The sequence below is a fragment of the Pseudomonas sp. B2M1-30 genome, from assembly GCF_025447575.1.
GTDB classification, from domain to species: domain Bacteria; phylum Pseudomonadota; class Gammaproteobacteria; order Pseudomonadales; family Pseudomonadaceae; genus Aquipseudomonas; species Aquipseudomonas botevensis.
This window is the reverse complement of sequence record NZ_JAOEJT010000006.1, coordinates 124442-142612: the sequence shown is the minus strand read 5'-3', so window position 1 is coordinate 142612 and position 18171 is coordinate 124442. Positions and strand designations below refer to the sequence as shown.

General features: G+C 62.1%; 17 protein-coding genes. 3 read left to right on the top strand and 14 right to left on the bottom strand.

Annotated elements, in window-relative coordinates; genetic code table 11:
* The first annotated feature begins 196 nt into the window (after positions 1 to 196).
* The 3 genes from N8H74_RS14330 to N8H74_RS14320 all read left to right on the top strand — a co-directional run bounded on the left by N8H74_RS14330 (position 197) and on the right by N8H74_RS14320 (position 2134).
* The gene (locus N8H74_RS14330; protein ID WP_262148317.1) at positions 197 to 541 is read left to right on the top strand and encodes a pilin assembly protein; all 345 of its coding nucleotides are present in this window, start codon (positions 197 to 199) and stop codon (positions 539 to 541) included.
* Between the two features lie 341 nt (positions 542 to 882).
* Positions 883 to 1287 (top strand): DUF4398 domain-containing protein, encoded by a 405-nt coding sequence (locus N8H74_RS14325; protein WP_217832398.1) that lies wholly within the window; start codon positions 883 to 885, stop codon positions 1285 to 1287.
* 55 nt (positions 1288 to 1342) lie between these two features.
* Positions 1343 to 2134 carry an OmpA family protein gene (locus tag N8H74_RS14320; RefSeq protein ID WP_217832397.1) on the top strand — a complete coding sequence of 264 codons (792 nt, stop codon included), beginning with the start codon at positions 1343 to 1345 and terminating at the stop codon, positions 2132 to 2134.
* A gap of 264 nt (positions 2135 to 2398) precedes the next feature.
* Here the strand turns inward: N8H74_RS14320 and N8H74_RS14315 are convergent, their stop codons facing one another.
* The 14 genes from N8H74_RS14315 to N8H74_RS14250 all read right to left on the bottom strand — a co-directional run bounded on the left by N8H74_RS14315 (position 2399) and on the right by N8H74_RS14250 (position 18016).
* Positions 2399 to 2728 carry a hypothetical protein gene (locus N8H74_RS14315; RefSeq protein WP_217832396.1) on the bottom strand — a complete coding sequence of 110 codons (330 nt, stop codon included), beginning with the start codon at positions 2726 to 2728 and terminating at the stop codon, positions 2399 to 2401.
* Entirely contained in the window at positions 2725 to 3639 is a 915-nt protein-coding gene (locus N8H74_RS14310) for an alpha/beta hydrolase (RefSeq protein WP_217832395.1), read from the bottom strand. Before N8H74_RS14310 ends, N8H74_RS14315 begins: the two co-directional genes overlap by 4 nt.
* Before the next feature lie 146 nt (positions 3640 to 3785).
* Positions 3786 to 5063, bottom strand: coding sequence for a flavohemoglobin expression-modulating QEGLA motif protein (locus tag N8H74_RS14305; protein WP_217832394.1), 1278 nt, complete (start codon positions 5061 to 5063; stop codon positions 3786 to 3788).
* A gap of 33 nt (positions 5064 to 5096) precedes the next feature.
* On the bottom strand, positions 5097 to 5651 hold the full coding sequence (locus tag N8H74_RS14300) for a hypothetical protein (protein ID WP_217832393.1): 555 nt from the start codon (positions 5649 to 5651) through the stop codon (positions 5097 to 5099).
* 103 nt (positions 5652 to 5754) lie between these two features.
* Positions 5755 to 6468 carry a TetR family transcriptional regulator gene (locus N8H74_RS14295; protein WP_217832392.1) on the bottom strand — a complete coding sequence of 238 codons (714 nt, stop codon included), beginning with the start codon at positions 6466 to 6468 and terminating at the stop codon, positions 5755 to 5757.
* A gap of 106 nt (positions 6469 to 6574) precedes the next feature.
* Complete coding sequence (lysS, locus tag N8H74_RS14290) at positions 6575 to 8077, bottom strand: lysine--tRNA ligase (protein WP_262148313.1); 1503 nt, start codon at positions 8075 to 8077, stop codon at positions 6575 to 6577.
* Between the two features lie 70 nt (positions 8078 to 8147).
* A protein-coding gene (gene prfB, locus N8H74_RS14285) for a peptide chain release factor 2 (protein ID WP_217832390.1) occupies positions 8148 to 9243 on the bottom strand; the annotation gives its coding sequence in 2 pieces (ribosomal slippage) (positions 8148 to 9170 and positions 9172 to 9243; 1095 coding nt in all).
* Positions 9244 to 9525: 282 nt separating this feature from the next.
* Entirely contained in the window at positions 9526 to 10527 is a 1002-nt protein-coding gene (locus N8H74_RS14280) for a PleD family two-component system response regulator (protein WP_262148311.1), read from the bottom strand.
* Between the two features lie 48 nt (positions 10528 to 10575).
* Complete coding sequence (locus N8H74_RS14275; RefSeq protein WP_217832388.1) at positions 10576 to 11586, bottom strand: chemotaxis response regulator protein-glutamate methylesterase; 1011 nt, start codon at positions 11584 to 11586, stop codon at positions 10576 to 10578.
* Complete coding sequence (locus N8H74_RS14270; RefSeq protein ID WP_262148308.1) at positions 11583 to 13892, bottom strand: hybrid sensor histidine kinase/response regulator; 2310 nt, start codon at positions 13890 to 13892, stop codon at positions 11583 to 11585. Before N8H74_RS14270 ends, N8H74_RS14275 begins: the two co-directional genes overlap by 4 nt.
* Entirely contained in the window at positions 13889 to 14572 is a 684-nt protein-coding gene (locus N8H74_RS14265; RefSeq protein ID WP_262148306.1) for a chemotaxis protein CheW, read from the bottom strand. The genes N8H74_RS14270 and N8H74_RS14265 overlap by 4 nt, the downstream gene beginning before the upstream one ends.
* The gene (locus N8H74_RS14260; protein WP_262148304.1) at positions 14569 to 15861 is read right to left on the bottom strand and encodes a CheR family methyltransferase; all 1293 of its coding nucleotides are present in this window, start codon (positions 15859 to 15861) and stop codon (positions 14569 to 14571) included. Before N8H74_RS14260 ends, N8H74_RS14265 begins: the two co-directional genes overlap by 4 nt.
* A complete protein-coding gene (locus N8H74_RS14255; protein ID WP_262148302.1) occupies positions 15858 to 16394 on the bottom strand; it encodes a chemotaxis protein CheW in 537 nt (178 codons plus the stop codon). The genes N8H74_RS14260 and N8H74_RS14255 overlap by 4 nt, the downstream gene beginning before the upstream one ends.
* A complete protein-coding gene (locus N8H74_RS14250) occupies positions 16394 to 18016 on the bottom strand; it encodes a methyl-accepting chemotaxis protein (protein WP_262148300.1) in 1623 nt (540 codons plus the stop codon). The genes N8H74_RS14255 and N8H74_RS14250 overlap by 1 nt, the downstream gene beginning before the upstream one ends.
* Positions 18017 to 18171: the final 155 nt, after the last annotated feature.

Below are 18171 nucleotides of genomic sequence, written 5' to 3'. Positions count from 1 at the left end.
CAATCCGGATGGCTTGAAACTCGGTGCATGGACCAGAGAGTGCCGCTCTACGGCGCTTCTTACAAGCAGACGACGAAGGGACTTTAAACCTTGTGGCAGAGAGCTAGTCTCAACAGTAAGCCGCACAACGGCTTGCCGCCGGCTCCGCCGGACACTCACCAAGGCCTGCCACCCGCAGGCGCGACATGAGGTCTTTATGAAAATCCGTGAACTCGCCCAGCATTGGGAAGAAAACGCCAAAGGTCGCCTGACCGACACCGGCTACACGATTCATCTGGATGTGGAAGCCGCCGCCCGCCTGGCGGCGATTGCCGAGATGTACCCCAAACGCCACCCCGAAGAACTGCTCGGCGAACTGATCGGCGCCGCCCTCGAAGAGTTCGAGGCGAGCCTGCCGTATGTGCAAGGTTCGACCGTGGTCGCCACCGATGAAGAAGGCGATCCGCTGTACGAAGACGTCGGCCCGACCCCGCGCTTTCTCGCCCTGTCGCGGCGTCATCTGCATGACTTGTCGGCCACTGAAGGCAAGCAGAAACACTGATCCAACCTGGATCGATCGTGGGAGCGGGCTTGCTCGCGAATGCGCTGTGTCAGCCACAATTTTGCGGGCTGACACTGGGTTTTCGCGAGCAAGCCCGCTCCCACACACGCCTCCTTAATCGCCCGCGCATACCGCTTCTCCCCGCCAAAGTTCCCGTTTTAGAGCCTTGTCCGTTCGGTCAAATTTTTTTGGGCGATGGGCCATCTTTTCTGAACTTTTGAAAAATGCCTTCGGTCGGAACAGGTAACCACGCCTGGAACGAGCGTTTCAAAAACGCGCTTACACATGACGCTTGCGGCTCCTCGACCAGGATGGATGCAGAAGTTTTCAGGAGATGCCTAATGGAGTTGAAGACCATGAAAAACCAAACCTCGTTCTCTCACCTGCGCGGTCTGAAACTGGCCGCACTGGCCATCGGCACCAGCTTCGTGCTGGCCGGTTGCGCCGGCAATCCACCGACCGAGCAGTACGCCGTGACCCAATCGGCGGTCAACAGCGCCGTCAGCGCCGGTGGTACTGAATTCGCGGCGGTGGAAATGAAGCAGGCGCAGGACAAGTTGAAAGAAGCCGAAATCGCCATGCACGACAAGAAGTATGACCAGGCTCGCCTCCTCGCCGAACAGGCTGAGTGGGACGCCCGCGTCGCGGAACGCAAGGCTCAGGCCATGAAAGCCGAACAGGCTGTGAAGGATTCCCAGAAAGGTGTTCAGGAACTGCGTCAGGAAAGTCAGCGCACCGTGCAATAAGCGCGCATCCCGACCGCAAGGCTGAAACTCTTATCGATAGAAAGGACGAACGAACATGCGTAAACAATTGATGATTCCCGCTCTTCTGGCCGCAAGCGTTGCCCTGGCTGCCTGCTCCACCCCGCCTAACGCGAATCTGGAACAGGCACGCACCAACTACGCCGGCCTGCAAGCCAACCCGCAGGCCAGCAAGGTCGCGGCCCTGGAAACCAAAGACGCCAGCGATTACCTGGACAAGGCCGACAAGGCTTATCTGGACAAGGAAGATCAGGCCAAGGTCGATCAACTGGCTTACCTGACCAACCAGCGCGTGGAAGTGGCCAAACAGACCATCGCCCTGCGCACCGCCGAAAACAACCTGAAAAACGCCGCCGCCCAGCGTGCCCAGGCGCGCCTGGATGCTCGCGATCAACAGATCAAGCAGTTGCAGGACAGCCTCAATGCCAAGCAGACCGATCGCGGGACGCTGGTGACCTTCGGTGACGTGCTGTTCGCCACCAACAAGGCTGACCTGAAATCCAGCGGTCTGGTGAACATCAACAAACTGGCGCAGTTCCTCCAGCAAAACCCTGACCGCAAGGTGATCGTCGAGGGTTACACCGACAGCACCGGTGCGGCCAACTACAACCAGTCGCTGTCCGAGCGTCGCGCGACTTCGGTGCAGGTGGCGCTGATCAAGATGGGCGTCGATCCGTCGCGCATCGTGACCCAGGGTTACGGCAAGGAATACCCGGTCGCGGACAACGGCAGCGTTTCGGGCCGTGCCATGAACCGTCGGGTGGAAGTGACGATTTCCAACGACAACCAGCCGGTGATGCCGCGTTCGGCGGTGAGTTCGGCGCAGTAATTCGCTGAGCCGGTAAACGAAAAAGCCCCGCCTGGGTTTTCAGGCGGGGCTTTTGTATTTGTAGGGTGAAGTGATCGGCTGGATTCTTGCGGTTCGTTGGCGACCGCAGCCCCTCTCCCAGCCCTCTCCCGAGGGAGAGGGAGCCGACCGATATACTTTTCAAAATCTGCATTCGACCTGCTCTTTCAGGTCGTCATATCCGTCACAAACAACCCGGTCAGTCCCCTCTCCCTCTGGGAGAGGCTTAGGGTGAGGCCAGCAGAGTTACGGTTGCAGCTTCTGCGGCGTCTCCTGCCCCATGCACCGCACAGCTTTCTTCTGCGCGTTGATCAGCACGCCAGTCAGGCCTTTCTGTTCGGTGTCGAACAGCACCAGCACGCCATCGATGCATTGGGCGACTTGCGGGGCCGGGTCCAGGGAGACTTTGTAGTCTTCGCCCGGGATGGTCTTGAGCATGGTGAATTCGTTGAGCAGCAGCGCATCCTCGGGTTTGGCGAAGTGCAGGTAGCCGTAGTACCACAGGGCGCCGACGGTGCCGAGGATGCTGCAGATGCCGGTGATGATCATCGGGATGGCGTTACGTTCTTCACTCATTGCGGGCTCTCTGGTGGTTCGTCTTCAGAATTCGGGGGTGACGGGTAATTGGGAATTTCGCCCAGGCGACGCAGGCCGTTGAAGTGTTCGGGGTCGTCGAGATAGCGCAGCATCACCTGGCGCCAGACCGGGTCGCCGAAGGTCTGCACATGGCCGCCACGGGTCAGTTGTAGCACGCGCGGTGGCGGCGCAGCTTGATACAGACGGATGCCGTTGGAAAGGGGCACGAGGGGGTCGTCGAGGCTGTGGAAGATCAGCTTCGGCACGCCGTTGAGCTGCGGCATCGCGTTGATCGCGCTGTCGCCGTCCGGCACCAGCCACGACAGCGGCACCTGAAACGGCCAGGTAAACCATGCCGTGCTCAACGCATATTGGCCGACGCTGCGGTAACTGGCGGGCACGCCGTCGAGCACCAGGGCCTTGAGCTGCTTCTGCCGTTCGGGATGTTGCACCAGCCAATGCACCGCCATCGCCCCACCGAGGCTCTGGCCCAGCAGAACCAGCGGCTTGCCTTTGACTTCCGGGGCCTGATCCAGCCAGGCGAACGCGGCGTCGATGTCCTGATAGATCGCCGGCAGCGACGGTTCGCCCTCGGACAGGCCATAGCCGCGATAATCCACCAGCAACACCTGATAACCCTGCTTGGGCAGCCACCAACTGCCGCCGAGATGCATCGGCAGATTGCCGCCGTTGCCATGCAGGTGCAGCACCGTGCCCTTGACCTCGACGCCGGGTCTGGCCGGCAGCCACCAGGCGTGCAGCCTCAGGCCGTCGGCGGTGGTCAGGGTCACGTCGCGATACTCGAGTCTGGCTTTTTCCGGGGTGAACAACTGGCCGGGCTCGGGGTAGAACAACAGCGAACTGCAACCGCCGAGGGTCAGGAGCAGGCAGACGATGCCGAGGATTCTCATCCGGTGAAACCTCGCAGATGGGGTTAAACACAGTCCACAAATGTGGGAGCGGGCTTGCTCGCGAAAAGCGGTGTCTCAGTCACCTTGAAGGGTGGAGGTCAGAACGCATTCGCGAGCAAGCCCGTTCCCGCAGGACGGTAAGTGGTTTACAGAATGTTGGAGTAATCCGCCTCGATCCGGTCCAGGCTCAAATGGTTGAGGAAGTTGGAGAAGCACATCCACGCCGACAGTGCGTTCAAGTCACGGAACTGGTCCGGCAGGTATTTGGGCGGCACGACCAGGCCTTCGTCCACCAGTTGTCGCAGGGTTCGCATGTCCTCCAGCGTAGTCTTGCCACAGAACAACAGCGGTATCTGCTCGAGCTTGCCCTTGCGCACGGCCAACTGAATGTAGTTGTAAACCATGATGAAGCCCTTGAGGTAGGACAAGTCTTTGGTAAATGGCAGACCGGTCGGCGTCGAACCACGGAAAACCCGACTGGCGTTGCCGTAGCTTTCCGCCATTTCGAAGCCCTGCTCGCGGAAGAACTCGAATACCTGCAAAAAGTCTGCGCCCTCCTCGACCATATGAATGGCGCGGGTGCGGTTGGTCAGCTTGCGCAGACGGCTCGGGTAGGAAGCGAAGGTGATGATTTCCATCAGGATCGCCAGGCCTTCCTGGGTCACCGTCGACGAGGGCGGGCCTTTGGACAGGAAGGTGCAGATGGGCTGATTGAGGCCGTTGAGCGTGGTGCCAACGTGTACCAGGCCTTCGTGGACTTCCAGCGCCCGCACGTCACGGTCGTTGAACATCGCGTCGGTGCGGATCTTGATGTAGTCGGCGCCCGCCGCCGCGTCCGCGACGATGCCATCGGACTCGAACACCCGAATGGTTTCCTCGGCCTCGCCGAACACCCGGTTCAGGCGGGTTTGCAACAGATGCACGGCGTCCTTGGCGGTGAGGATTTTCGGCTCGTCCTTCAGGTCACCACGGCCATCGATGTTATTCAGGTAATCGGACATCATCAGGCCAAGGTCGGCCAGGGTCGGATCACCAGCGTGGAACGCGTCGGACGCGGCGCCGTACAGTTCCTGGGAAATCAGGCCAAAGTCTTCGGTGCCGCGCGCTTCGAGCATGCGCACCACCATGCGGTATTCCTTGCACATGCGGCGCATGATCTGCCCGACCGGGTTGAACTGGCCGAGCTGGCGAGTGATGTCGCGTTCGATGTTCTGGAATTCCAGCTTGACCTTGCTCGAGTCGAAACTCAGCGGCCGGTTGAGGTAGTAATCGCGGTCCACCGCCGGCATTTCCTTGCCTTTGGCCTTGAGGAAGCCCTTGCGGATGCTCTCGTCCCACTTCACCGCATCCAGGACGCGGATCGGTGTCTGCGCCAGCACAATGCGATCGGACAGCGTGCGTATCGTCTGCTGGTAATCGTCCACCCGAAACTCCTGTAGAAAACGTGACGTACTGAATTATTTGGCGTTGGCCTGGCGCTGGTAACGCGCGGCTTCAACAAAGACATCGGAATTGGCCGGATCGTCGAGGTAAGCAAAGACCTTCTCGAGGCTGCTGTCGACCTGCACGCCGTCGCCATCGTCGGTCTGGAAGCCTTGGCCGTCGAGGGTTTTCTGGGCGATCGCCTGAGTGATCTGTTCGAGATCGAGGTTGTAGATCACCAGTTCGCGCTTATCGGTCAGCTCGAAACCGGCAATGATGAATTGCCCGCCAAAACGCGCCGGCACCTTGGCCGACAAGTACCAGCGGTTGCCATGCCGGGAAACCGTGAAGGGATAGGCCTCGCGCTCACGGGGCTTGGCGCGGAAATAGGTGACGGCCTGATAGCGGTCGTTGCCGATGCGGGCCAGTTCCAGGTTCATCGGCTCGCCCCAGGCATTGGTGCTCGCCCATTTGCCGAGCAGGCCCTTGGGCGCCGGGTCACTGGCGGCCAGCGGCTCCTTGAAGGTCACCAGGCAGCCACTGAGCAGCAGGAACGACAAGGCGATCAGCACGCCACGCCAGGCTTTCATTCGACACTCCCTATGATCAGTGGGAGTTGGCTTGCCCGCGAAAGCGGTGGAGTAGCCAACATCCATGCTGAAGCCTGCGCCCACCGAGGATATCCGTCCGTTATCAGACCGACGCCAGCACCAGATGCATGTAGCGCGTCAGAATGCCGAGCAGGTCCTGCTCGGTCACAGGTTCGGCGTCGTTGAGCAGGCCCTGATATTCCATCCGTCCGATAATCGCCGTCAACACTTTGGCATCCTGCTGCGGTTCCCGCGAGCCCAGAACCTGGAACAACTGGCAGGTGCCGTGGAGCAGAATCTGCTGGTGGGAACGCACCAGTACCGCCAGGCGCGGGTTAAGCAGCGCTTCCTGACGGAACGCCTGCTCGGCCATCAGATGTTCGCGCCGGGTGAGCAATTGCCGGTGGACATAATCGGCCATCAGCCGAGCGATGTCGTCTGCCAGTTGCGAGCGCGACTCCGGACTGCCATCGGCGCTGACCACCATCTCGCGCAGCAGGCCTTCGTTGTTGACCCACAGCTTGGCCATGTACTCCGCGCTGCGCTCGACGTATTGGGCGAAGGTATCGGTGAGCAAGTCATCGATGTCCTTGAAGTAATACGTGGTGGCCGACAATGGCACGCCGGCCTCGGCCGCCACCGCCCGATGACGCACGGCGCGCACGCCATCGCGCACGACAATACGCATCGCCGCATCGAGAATGTCCTGTCGACGCTGTTCGCTGCCCTGTCGGCTGGCCTTGCGGCCCTGGTACTGAACACTTTCAGCGACCGCAGTGGCGATACCCGCTGCACCTTCTTGAGCTATTGCACCCATCACGACAGGAATTCCTCTGTTTATTTCAAAATTAACCATTTGATACGTTTGTACCAGACAGGCAATAAAAAACCGCCTGTTGGAGGCGGTTTTTTTACTGAAACGCTTACGCTTGCGGTCGCATGTGCGGGAACAGGATCACATCGCGGATCGACGGCGAGTTGGTCAGCAACATCACCAGACGGTCGATACCGATCCCCTCACCCGCCGTCGGCGGCATGCCGTACTCCAGCGCGCGAACGAAGTCGGCGTCGTAGTGCATGGCTTCGTCGTCGCCGGCGTCCTTGTCGGCCACCTGCGCCATGAAGCGCTCGGCCTGGTCTTCCGCGTCGTTGAGCTCGGAGTAGGCGTTGGCGATTTCACGGCCGCCGATGAACAGCTCGAAGCGGTCGGTGACGTTCGGGTTGTCATCATTGCGACGCGCCAGCGGCGACACTTCGAACGGGTATTGGGTGATGAAGTGCGGCTGCTCCAGCTTGTGCTCGACCAGTTCTTCGAAAATCATCACTTGCAGCTTGCCCAGGCCTTCGAAGCCCAGCACCTTGGCACCGGCCTTCTTGGCGATGGCGCGAGCCTTGTCGATGTCGTTCAGGTCATCGGCGGTCAGCTCGGGGTTGTACTTGAGGATCGAGTCGAACACCGACAGGCGCACGAACGGCTCGCCGAAGTGGAACACCTTGTCGCCGTAAGGCACGTCGGTGCTGCCCAGAACCAGCTGCGCCAGCTCACGGAACAGTTCTTCGGTCAGGTCCATGTTGTCTTCGTAGTCGGCGTAAGCCTGGTAGAACTCCAACATGGTGAATTCAGGGTTGTGACGAGTCGAAACGCCTTCGTTGCGGAAGTTGCGGTTGATCTCGAACACTTTCTCGAAACCACCGACCACCAGGCGCTTGAGGTACAGCTCCGGGGCGATACGCAGGAACATTTCCATGTCCAGCGCGTTGTGGTGGGTTTCGAACGGCTTGGCCGCCGCACCGCCAGGAATGGTCTGCAGCATCGGCGTTTCGACTTCGAGGAAGTCACGGCTCATCAGGAAGCTGCGGATGTGGGCGATGACTTGCGAACGCACGCGGAAGGTGTCGCGCACTTCTTCATTGACGATCAGGTCAACGTAACGCTGACGATAGCGCTGTTCGGTGTCGGTCAGGCCATGGTGCTTGTCCGGCAGCGGGCGCAGGGATTTGGTCAGCAGGCGCACGGTGGTCATTTCCACGTACAGGTCGCCCTTGCCGGAACGGGCCAGGGTGCCTTCGGCGGCAATGATGTCGCCCATGTCCCAGGTCTTCACGGCGGCCAGGGTTTCTTCGGACAGGGTTTTACGGTTGACGTAAACCTGAATCCGCCCGGTCATGTCCTGAATCACCATGAACGAACCACGGTTGAGCATGATGCGACCTGCAACCTTGACCGGAATCGCCGCCTCGGCCAGCTCTTCCTTGGTCTTGTCCGCGTACTGTTTCTGCAGTGCGTCGCAGTAGTTGTCGCGGCGGAAGTCGTTGGGGAAGGCATTGCCCTTGGCGCGCTCGGCAGCAAGCTTTTCCTTGCGCAGGGCGATCAGGGAGTTTTCTTCCTGTTGCAGGGCTTGCGGATCGAGTTGTTGGTCGCTCATGTCTTTAAATTTTCCATCACAGGTTCGTTGCCCCCGCTACCGGCGGGGGACTTGAGGTCGGGCTGACGGCTTACAGCCCCGATTTCAGGCTGGCTTCCAGGTATTCGTCGATATCACCGTCGAGCACCTTGTCGCAGTCGCTGCGTTCGATGTTGGTCCGCAGATCCTTGATGCGCGAGGCATCCAGTACATAGGAGCGGATCTGGTGACCCCAGCCGATGTCGGACTTGCTGTCTTCCAGGGCCTGGGACGCGGCATTGCGCTTCTGCATTTCCAGCTCGTACAACTTGGCCCGCAGCATTTTCATGGCGGTGTCCTTGTTGGCGTGCTGGGAACGTTCGTTCTGGCAGCTCACCACGGTGTTGGTCGGTACGTGGGTGATACGTACGGCCGAGTCGGTGGTGTTTACGTGCTGACCACCGGCACCGGAGGAACGATAGGTGTCGATCCGCAGGTCTGCCGGGTTGATTTCGATTTCGACACGGTCGTCGATCTCTGGCGAGACGAACACCGCCGAGAACGAGGTGTGGCGACGGTTGCCGGAGTCGAACGGGCTCTTGCGCACCAGGCGGTGTACACCGATCTCGGTCCGCAGCCAGCCAAAGGCGTATTCGCCCTTGATGTGCACGGTGGCACCCTTGATCCCGGCGACTTCGCCGGCCGACAGCTCCATGATGGTCGCGTCGAAACCGCGTTTGTCGGCCCAGCGCAGGTACATGCGCAGCAGGATGTTGGCCCAGTCCTGGGCTTCGGTGCCGCCGGAACCGGCCTGGATGTCCAGGTAGGCGTTGTTCGGGTCCATTTCATGGCTGAACATGCGGCGGAATTCGAGCTTGGCGAGGTTTTCCTCGAGACGTTCAAGCTCGGCGACAACATCACCGACGGCGCCTTCGTCGTTTTCTTCGACGGCCATGTCCAGCAGGTCGCGGCAATCGCCCAGACCGCCGTTCAGTTCGTCGAGCGTCTCGACGATCTGCGCCAGCGCGGCACGCTCGCGGCCCAGTTCCTGGGCGTATTCAGGTTTGTTCCAGACACTCGGATCTTCAAGCTCGCGATTGACCTCGGTCAGACGCTCATGCTTTTGATCGTAGTCAAAGATACCCCCGAATAGTTTCGGAGCGCTCGGACAGGTCCTTGATGGTGTTCAGGATCGGGTTGATTTCCATGACAGGCAGCACTCGTTGGCGAACTTTTGAAAGCCGGCGAGTATAACGTAATCACGCTGTCACGGCAGCCCGTCTGGCGGTGAATGAGCCGAGATTGCAGCCCTCACCCCAGCCCTCTCCCGGAGGTAGAGGGAACCGATCGGGGGATATTCAAGCGTTGCGCCGACCTGAAATGGCTTTACCGAATCCATAATCGCCAAAATCTTTCAGGTCTCTGTTTGCCAAAAGACACTCCGCTCACCCCCTCTCCCTCCGGGAAAGAGCCGGGGTGAGGGATGGCCGTTACTCGATCCCGACCTGATTACGCCCATTGTTCTTGGCCTGATACAACCCGCGATCCGCCGCCGAGATCAGCAGCCGGCAATCGCTGCCCGCCTCCGGCACCATGGTCGCCAGGCCGATGCTGATGGTCAGGCTCGAACCTTCACCCGGGGTGTTGTGCGGGATTTTCAGCGCCGCCACGGTCTGGCGCAGTTTCTCCGCCACCAGCCGCGCGCCGCCCGGCGAGGTGTTGGGCAACACCAGGGCGAACTCCTCGCCGCCATAGCGGGCCGGCAGGTCCGAGGGGCGGGCGCTGGCGTCACGGATCGCGGTGGCGACCTTGCGCAAGGCCTCGTCACCTTCGACGTGGCCGAAGCTGTCGTTGTAGGACTTGAAGTAATCGACGTCGATCATCAGCAGCGACAACTGGCTCTGATCGCGCAGCGAACGGCGCCACTCCAGTTCCAGGTACTCATCGAAGTGCCGACGGTTGGACAGCCCGGTCAGGCCGTCGGAGTTCATCAGGCGCTGCAGCACCAGGTTGGTGTCGAGCAACTGCTGCTGGCTGACCCGCAACGCGCGGTAGGCCGCGTCCCGTTGCAGCAGGGTCATGTAGGAGCGCGAGTGATAGCGGATCCGGGCCACCAATTCGATGTTGTCCGGCAGTTTCACCAGATAATCGTTGGCGCCAGCCGAGAACGCCGCGCTCTTGATCAGCGGATCTTCCTTGGTCGACAGGACGATGATCGGGATGTCCTTGGTCGCCGGATGATTACGGTACTCGCGCACCAGGCTCAGGCCGTCGAGCCCGGGCATCACCAGATCCTGCAGGATCACCGTCGGTTTGATCCGCACGGCATGGGCAATGGCCTGTTGCGGGTCGGAGCAAAAGTGGAAGTCGATGTTCTCTTCGTTCGCCAGGCCGCGACGCACGGCCTCGCCGATCATCGCCTGATCGTCCACCAACAACACCATGGCGGCATTTTCGTCGGTTTTGATGTCATCGATCTGTAAGTCATTCATGGACGGTCACCTGAGTACTGCGGGGGCCAGGATTGCGGATATTTGCGTTCATTTGGGGAAAACCTCCAGCAATCGTGGCGCTATCTTTTCCAGTGGACGGATTTCTACGGCCGCGTCAATCGCTGCGGCGGCCTTGGGCATGCCGTACACCGCACTGCTTTGCTGATCCTGCGCGATGGTCAGATAACCCTGTTGGCGCATGAGCTTAAGCCCTTGTGCCCCGTCGCGTCCCATCCCGGTCAATAAAACCCCCACTGCGTCACCGTTCCAGTAACTGGCGACACTTTCGAAAAACACGTCGATGGAGGGACGGTAGATCTCGTTGACCGGCTCGGCGGTGTAGGCCAGCGTGCCGTTTTTCAGCAAACGGATATGGTGGTTGGTGCCGGCCAGCAGCACCGCGCCGCATTGCGGCGGCTCGCCCTCACGGGCCAGGCGCACATCGAGACCGCTGGCGCTGGCCAGCCATTCGGCCATGCCCGCAGCAAAGACCTGGTCGACGTGCTGCACCAGCACGATTGCCGCAGAAAAGTTGCGCGGCAGGCCCTTGAGCAGCACTTCCAGCGCTGCCGGGCCGCCGGCCGACGAGCCGATCGCCACCAGCCGCTGGCGCGAAGCGGAACTGCGCGGCGGATTGGGCACCGGGCGCGAACGGGCGGTCTTCTCGCCGATCAGCCAGCCGATGTTGAGAATCTTGCGCAGCAGCGGCGCGGCCGCTTCCTGGGCATTGCCGGCACCGATGGCCGGGGTGTCGACCACATCCAGCGCGCCGTGGCCCATGGCCTCGAACACCCGATGCACGTTCTGTTGGCGGTCGACCGTGACAATGACGATGGCGCACGGGGTTTCGGCCATGATCCGCCGGGTCGCCTCGACGCCGTCCATCACCGGCATGATCAGGTCCATCAGGATCAGGTCCGGGGTGTTTTCCGCGCACAGCCGCACCGCCTCGGCGCCGTTGCCGGCAACCCACACCACCTGATGCGCCGGCTCGAAGGCCAGCGCCCGGCGCAAGGCTTCCACCGCCATGGGCATGTCGTTGACGATTGCGATCTTCATGCCCGCGCTCCTCCGATGAGCTCGACCACTGCGTCGAGCAGGGCGTCGTCATGAAAACTGGCCTTGGCTAGATAATAGTCGGCTCCGGCGTCCAGTCCACGGCGCCGGTCTTCCTCGCGATCCTTGTAGGACACCACCATCACTGGCAGCGATTGCAGACGGTTGTCGCGGCGCAGCAACGTCACCAGTTCGATGCCGTCCATGCGCGGCATGTCGATGTCGGTGATCAGCAGGTCGAAATCCTCGGAACGTAGCGCGTTCCAGCCGTCCATGCCGTCCACCGCCACGGCCACGTCGTAGCCGCGATTGAGCAGCAGCTTGCGTTGCAGTTCGCGTACGGTCAGCGAGTCGTCGACCACCAGCACCCGTTTGCGCGCCGCTTCCGCCGCCTGATTGCCGTGGCGGGCAATACGTTCCAGGCGCCCGGTGTTGAGCAGTTTGTCCACCGAACGCAGCATGTCTTCGACGTCGACGATCAGCACCACCGAACCGTCGTCGAGCAAGGCCCCGGCGGAAATGTCCTGGACCTTGCCCAGACGCTCGTCCAGCGGCAGCACCACCAGCGTGCGCTCGCCGATGAAACGCTCGACCGCCACGCCGTAGATCGCATCGCGCTCGCGGATCACCACAACCTTCAGGGTCTCGCCACTGCTCTGGCTCGCCGGGCGTTGCAGCAACTGGCTGGCGGCGACCAGACCGACATGCCGGCCCTCGTGCCAGAAATGCTGACGACCTTCGACCTGGACGATGTCATCCGGTGCCAGATCGCACATGCGCTCGATGTGTGCCAGCGGGAACGCGTAGGCCTCGTCGCCGACTTCCACCACCAGACTGCGCACCACCGACAGGGTCAGCGGCACTTCCAGATGGAAGCGGCTGCCCTCGCCCGCCGTCTGCTCCAGCACCACTGCGCCACGCAACTGGCGGACCATGTGCTGCACCGCGTCAAGGCCGACACCACGCCCGGAGACTTCGGTGACCTTGTCGCGCAGGCTGAAACCCGGCAGGAACAGAAACGTCAGCAGTTCTTCTTCACTCAGTTGCGCAGCGGTTTCGGCCGGGGACAACTGCCGCTCGACAATACTGCGACGCACCTTTTCCAGGTCCACGCCGTTGCCGTCATCGCTCAGTTCCAATATCAGCAACCCGGCCTGATGCGAGGCGCGCAGACGGATCAGGCCTTCCTCGGGCTTGCCCTTGAGCAAGCGCTCTTGCGGGGTTTCGATGCCGTGATCGACCGCATTGCGCAGCAAGTGCGTGAGCGGTGCTTCGAGTTTTTCCAGCACATCGCGGTCGACCTGGGTTTTCTCGCCCTCGATCTCCAGCCGTACCTGCTTGCCGAGGCTGCGTCCCAGATCGCGGACCATCCGCACCTGGCCGGACAACACATCGGCGAACGGTCGCATGCGGCAGGCCAGCGCCGTGTCATACAGCACCTGGGCACGCTGGCTGGCTTGCCAGGCGAACTCATCGAGCTCGGCGTTTTTCTCCGCCAGCAACTGTTGCGACTCCGAAAGCAGGCGCCGGGCATCTTCCAGCGCCTCTTGGGCTTCCAGGCTCAGCGCGTGCTCGGTGAGATGGACGTTGAGACTTTCCAGGGCGCGCAGGCCGTTGTCCTGCATGCGTTTGAGGCGTTGCATGGTGGCCAGGTGCGGCTTGAGTCGCTGGGTTTCCACCAGGGATTTGCTCGACAGATCGAGCAGGCTGTTCAAGCGCTCGGCGGTGACCCGCAGCACCCGCTCGCCACCCTCGGTGGTGCGTTTGTTTTTGCGCGGCGCGGGCTCCGGTTCCGGCTCTGGCGGCCTCTCGATAATGGCTTCAACAGCCGGCGCCGGCTCAACAACGAGCGGTGGCGCCTGCAGTTGTAATTCGGCCATTGGCGGCGCACTCGGCACGGCAGGCACGCCCGGCGCCCCGGCCGGATCGAGCAAGCCGCCCATCAACGCCACATAAGCCTCGATGTCCGCCGCTTGCGGGCCATTGGCCGGGGTGGCGATGCGCATCAGCAGGTCGGTGCCTTGCAGCAGGGCATCGATATGTTCCGGACGCAGGAACAGCCGCCCTTCCTGGGCGCTGACCAGACAATCCTCCATCACATGGGCGACGCTGACGCCGCTGTCGATACCGACGATCCGCGCCGCGCCCTTGAGCGAGTGAGCGGCACGCATGCACGATTCCAGTTGATCGGCCTGGGTCGGGTTGCGCTCCAGCGCCAGCAGCCCGGCGCTGAGCACCTGGGTCTGGGCTTCGGCTTCGAGGCTGAAAAGCTCGAGCAGCGAGGCGTCGCGCATTTGCTCGGGGGTCATGTCAGGCTCCGGGTCACGGCGGACAGCAACTGTTCTTCATCCAGCCAGCGCAGGCTGCGACCTTTGAACGGTAAGACGCCACGGGTGTATTTGGCACTGGCCTGCGCGCCCGACCGGGAAGCTGCATCCAGAATCCGCTCGTCGATGGCGTGAATGCCGTCCACCTCGTCCACCGGCACCACCACCGGCCCGCCCTGGGCGGCGATGATCAGCATGCGCGGCATGATCCGTGCGCCCGTGGCCGGCGCGGCATTGCCATCAAGGTCGAGCAGTTCGACCAGCGAAAGACAGGCCACCAACGCACCACGCACATTCGCCACGCCCAGCAGCGCCCGCGAGCGCTGGTGCGGCAGCGAGTGAATCGCTTGCAACGGTGCGACTTCCACCAGACTGCGGGTCGCCAGACCGAGCCATTCTTCGCCGAGGCGGAACATCAGCAGCGAGCGAGTCTTCAGCTCGGTTTCGACGCTGGTCGCCACCGGGTCGCGCTCGTCCTGTTGCAACGCGTAACGGTCGAGCAGACGCGTGGCGGCGGCGGAATACACCGAGCAATTGCGGCAATGAATGTGGTCTTCCAGCAGCGGGCAGGACTTGTCGCCATGGATGCCGATACGGTTCCAGCAATCGTCGATGGCCCGGGCGTCTTCATGGGTGACGTTCAAGGTGTCGGACGGGATCATCGTTTACGCTCACTGTCGGCGGTGCGGCCGCTGCGGGCGGCGCGTTCCTGCAATCGTCTGGCACCCGCCGCGTCGCCCTGGGCCTGCAACAGCACGGCCAGATGCATCAACGCTTCGGGATGTTGCGGTTCAAGGTACAGGGCTTTGCGGTAGTAACCCTGGGCTTCGAGGACGCTGCCGGCAACGTCGCTCAACAAGCCAAGCCAATAGAACACCTGGGCCACCGGCTCATGGCTGCGCAGATACTGTTCGCAAGCAGCGCGCGCCTCGGCGCTTTTGCCTTCGTTGGCGAGTGCAGCGATGTTGGCCAGCAGCGTCGCGGCGTCCGGGTCCGGGTCCGGGCTTTTGCTGGTCGCCGGCAATGGCGTCACGGCGGCAAACGGACGACTGCGCACCGGTGCCGGCGGCGCGCTCGGTATCGGTTGGCGCAGAGGCAGCGGGGTTGGCGCCGGCATCGACGTCGCGGCAAAGGCCGGCATCGGCGGCGCAGGCTCGCTGTGACGACTGAAGGCGAACGACTGCGGGATACCGATTGAGCGCATGCCCAGGCGCCCCAGCAGACTGCCCTCGGCCGGGCCGATAAACAGCACACCGTCGACATGGGTCAGGCGCTTGAGCAGCTCGAAGACTTGTTGCTGGGTCGGTTGATCGAAATAGATCAGCAGGTTGCGGCAGAACACGAAATCGAATGGCGGTTCGTTGCCGAGCAAGGCCGGATCGAGCACATTGCCCACCATCCAGCGCACCTGCTCACGCACGCTGTCGTTGACCCGGTAACCGTCCTCCTGCGGCAGGAAATGCCGTTCGCGATACTCCAGATCCTGACCGCGAAATGAGTTCTTGCCGTACAGCGCCCGCCGCGCCTTGTCCACCGACAACGGGCTGACATCCATGGCATCGACCTTGAACTGATGGGGCTTGAGCCCGGCATCGAGCAGCGCCATGGCAATCGAATAGGGTTCCTCGCCGGTGGAGCACGGCAGGCTGAGAATGCGCAACGCGCGCATGTTGTTCAGCTCGGTCAGACGCTGGCGCGCCAGTTTGCCGAGGGTCGCGAAAGACTCCGGATAGCGGAAAAACCAGGTTTCCGGAACGATCACGGCCTCGATCAAGGCCTGCTGTTCATCCCGCGAGCCTTGCAGCAACTGCCAGTAATCATTGCCATTGACGCTCTGCGAGAGGGTGATGCGTTGGCGCACGGCACGCTCGATGATCGCCGGCCCCACCGACGTCACGTCGAGGCCGATGCGTACCTTGAGAAAATCGAAAAACCGCTGGTCGTCGCTCATGGCCGGGCCTCAAGCTGCGCCGGATCCAGCGGCGGCACCGGGAACAACAGCGCGCGCACAGCCTCATCCAGCAAGTCGTTGACCCGCACCCATTGCACCAGGCCTTGGGCGTCTTCGCGCACCGGCCCCAGGTACGGCGCCTGGCGGTTGTCGAGGCCATAGGGCTGAAACTCTTGCGGGTCGCAGCGCAGGGTATCGGTGGCCTGTTCGAGGATCAGCCCGAGCCGTTGTTCCGGCAGCGATTCGTCCGGGCGGTAATGCACCAGCACCAGTCGCGTGCTGGTGCGCGCCTCCGCCGACTGGCCGAATGTCAGGGCGCTGAGGTCGATCACCGGCACCACCGTGCCACGATAGGCGAACACCCCGGCGACCCAGGCCGGTGCCCGGGCAATCGGTTTGAGCGGCAGGCGCGGCAGCACCTCCGCCACTTCCGTGGCGCGCAAGGCATAGCGTTCGCTGCCGATGCGAAACAGCAGGAACAACGCCTTCTTCGCCACTGGCGCGACGTTGCGCTTGACGGTGATTTCGCTCATCAGACTTTGAATCGCGAAACGCCGCTGCGCAGGCCGACGGCCACCTGGCTCAGTTCGTCGATGGCGAAACTGGCCTGACGCAACGACTCGACCGTCTGGCTGCTGGCATCGCCGAGCTGCACCAGGGCGTGGTTGATCTGCTCGGCACCGGTGGCCTGGGCCTGCATGCCTTCGTTGACCATCAGCACGCGCGGCGCCAGCGCCTGCACCTGATGGATGATCTGCGACAACTGCTCGCCGACCTGCTGCACCTCGGCCATGCCCCGGCGCACTTCTTCGGAAAACTTGTCCATGCCCATCACGCCGGCGGACACCGCCGACTGAATCTCGCGCACCATCTGTTCGATGTCATAAGTGGCGACCGCCGTCTGATCCGCCAGACGCCGCACTTCGGTGGCGACCACGGCAAAACCGCGGCCGTATTCACCGGCCTTCTCTGCTTCGATCGCGGCGTTCAGGGACAGCAGGTTGGTCTGGTCGGCGACCTTGACGATGGTCACCACCACCTGGTTGATGTTGCCGGCCTTCTCGTTGAGGATCGCCAGTTTGGCGTTGACCAGATCCGCCGCGCCCATCACCGAATGCATGGTGTCTTCCATCCGCGCCAGGCCTTGCTGGCCGGAACCGGCAAGTACCGAGGCCTGATCGGCGGCGGTGGACACTTCGGTCATGGTGCGCACCAGATCCCGCGAGGTCGCGGCAATTTCACGCGAGGTCGCGCCGATTTCCGTGGTGGTGGCGGCGGTTTCAGTGGCGGTGGCCTGTTGCTGCTTGGAGGTCGCGGCGATCTCGGTCACCGAGGTGGTCACCTGCACCGACGAGCGCTGGGCCTGGGACACCAGCGCCGTCAACTCGGTCATCATGTCGTTGAAGCCGGTTTCCACGGCGTTGAACTCGTCCTTGCGGCCCAGGTTCAGGCGTGAACTCAAGTCACCGGTGCGCATGATGTCGAGAATCCGTACCAGCAGGTTCATCGGCGCCATGATCGCGCGCATCAGCAACAAGCCGCACAGACCCGCCGCGAGCACCGCCACCAGCAGCGAAACGAACATGCTGACTTTGGCCGCTGCCACGGCATCGTCGATCGCGTTCATGGCCTGATCGGCGACTTTCTTGTTCTCGCCAATGATGTCGTTGAGCTTCATGCGGCCGCTGATCCAGGCCGGCGTCAACTTGTCGTTGAACATTTTGAGCGCATCGGCTTCCTGATTGCGCTTGTGCAGGTCCAGAACGGCATCCTGAATCTGCATGTAAGTGTCGTGATCCTTCTCGAACGCCGCGAACTCGATGCGGTCCTCGTCGGTGGTCACCGTACTGCGGTAGTTGCCCATGTGCTCCTGGAGCCGGGCCTCGAACGTCTTGTAATCCGCCGCATCTTCGGCGCTGACGCCCTGGCCTTCCTTGAGCCCCAGCAGTTCCTGGGTCTGCAAATAGCTGTCGACCCAGGCGCCACGGATCATCGAGCTGTAATAGACCCCGGGAATCGCGTCGTCACGCACGCTGTTCTCACTGGCCTCGATCTTCAACAACCGCGAATACGAGACGACCACCATCAGCAGCATGATGGCGATAATCACCGCAAAGCTCGCCAAAATGCGTTGGCGCAACGTCCAGTTCTTCACAGTCATTCCTCGGGCACAGGTCGAAATGCGGGGGAGTATAGCTGAGGGCGGTGTTTCATTTATAAGACGTGTTGCCGCTCCTCACCTTCCCGACACAAGCGCCGGCAAGGCTCTGGGAGGGGACTGTCGGGCATGACGGGGAACGCTTGCCAGCG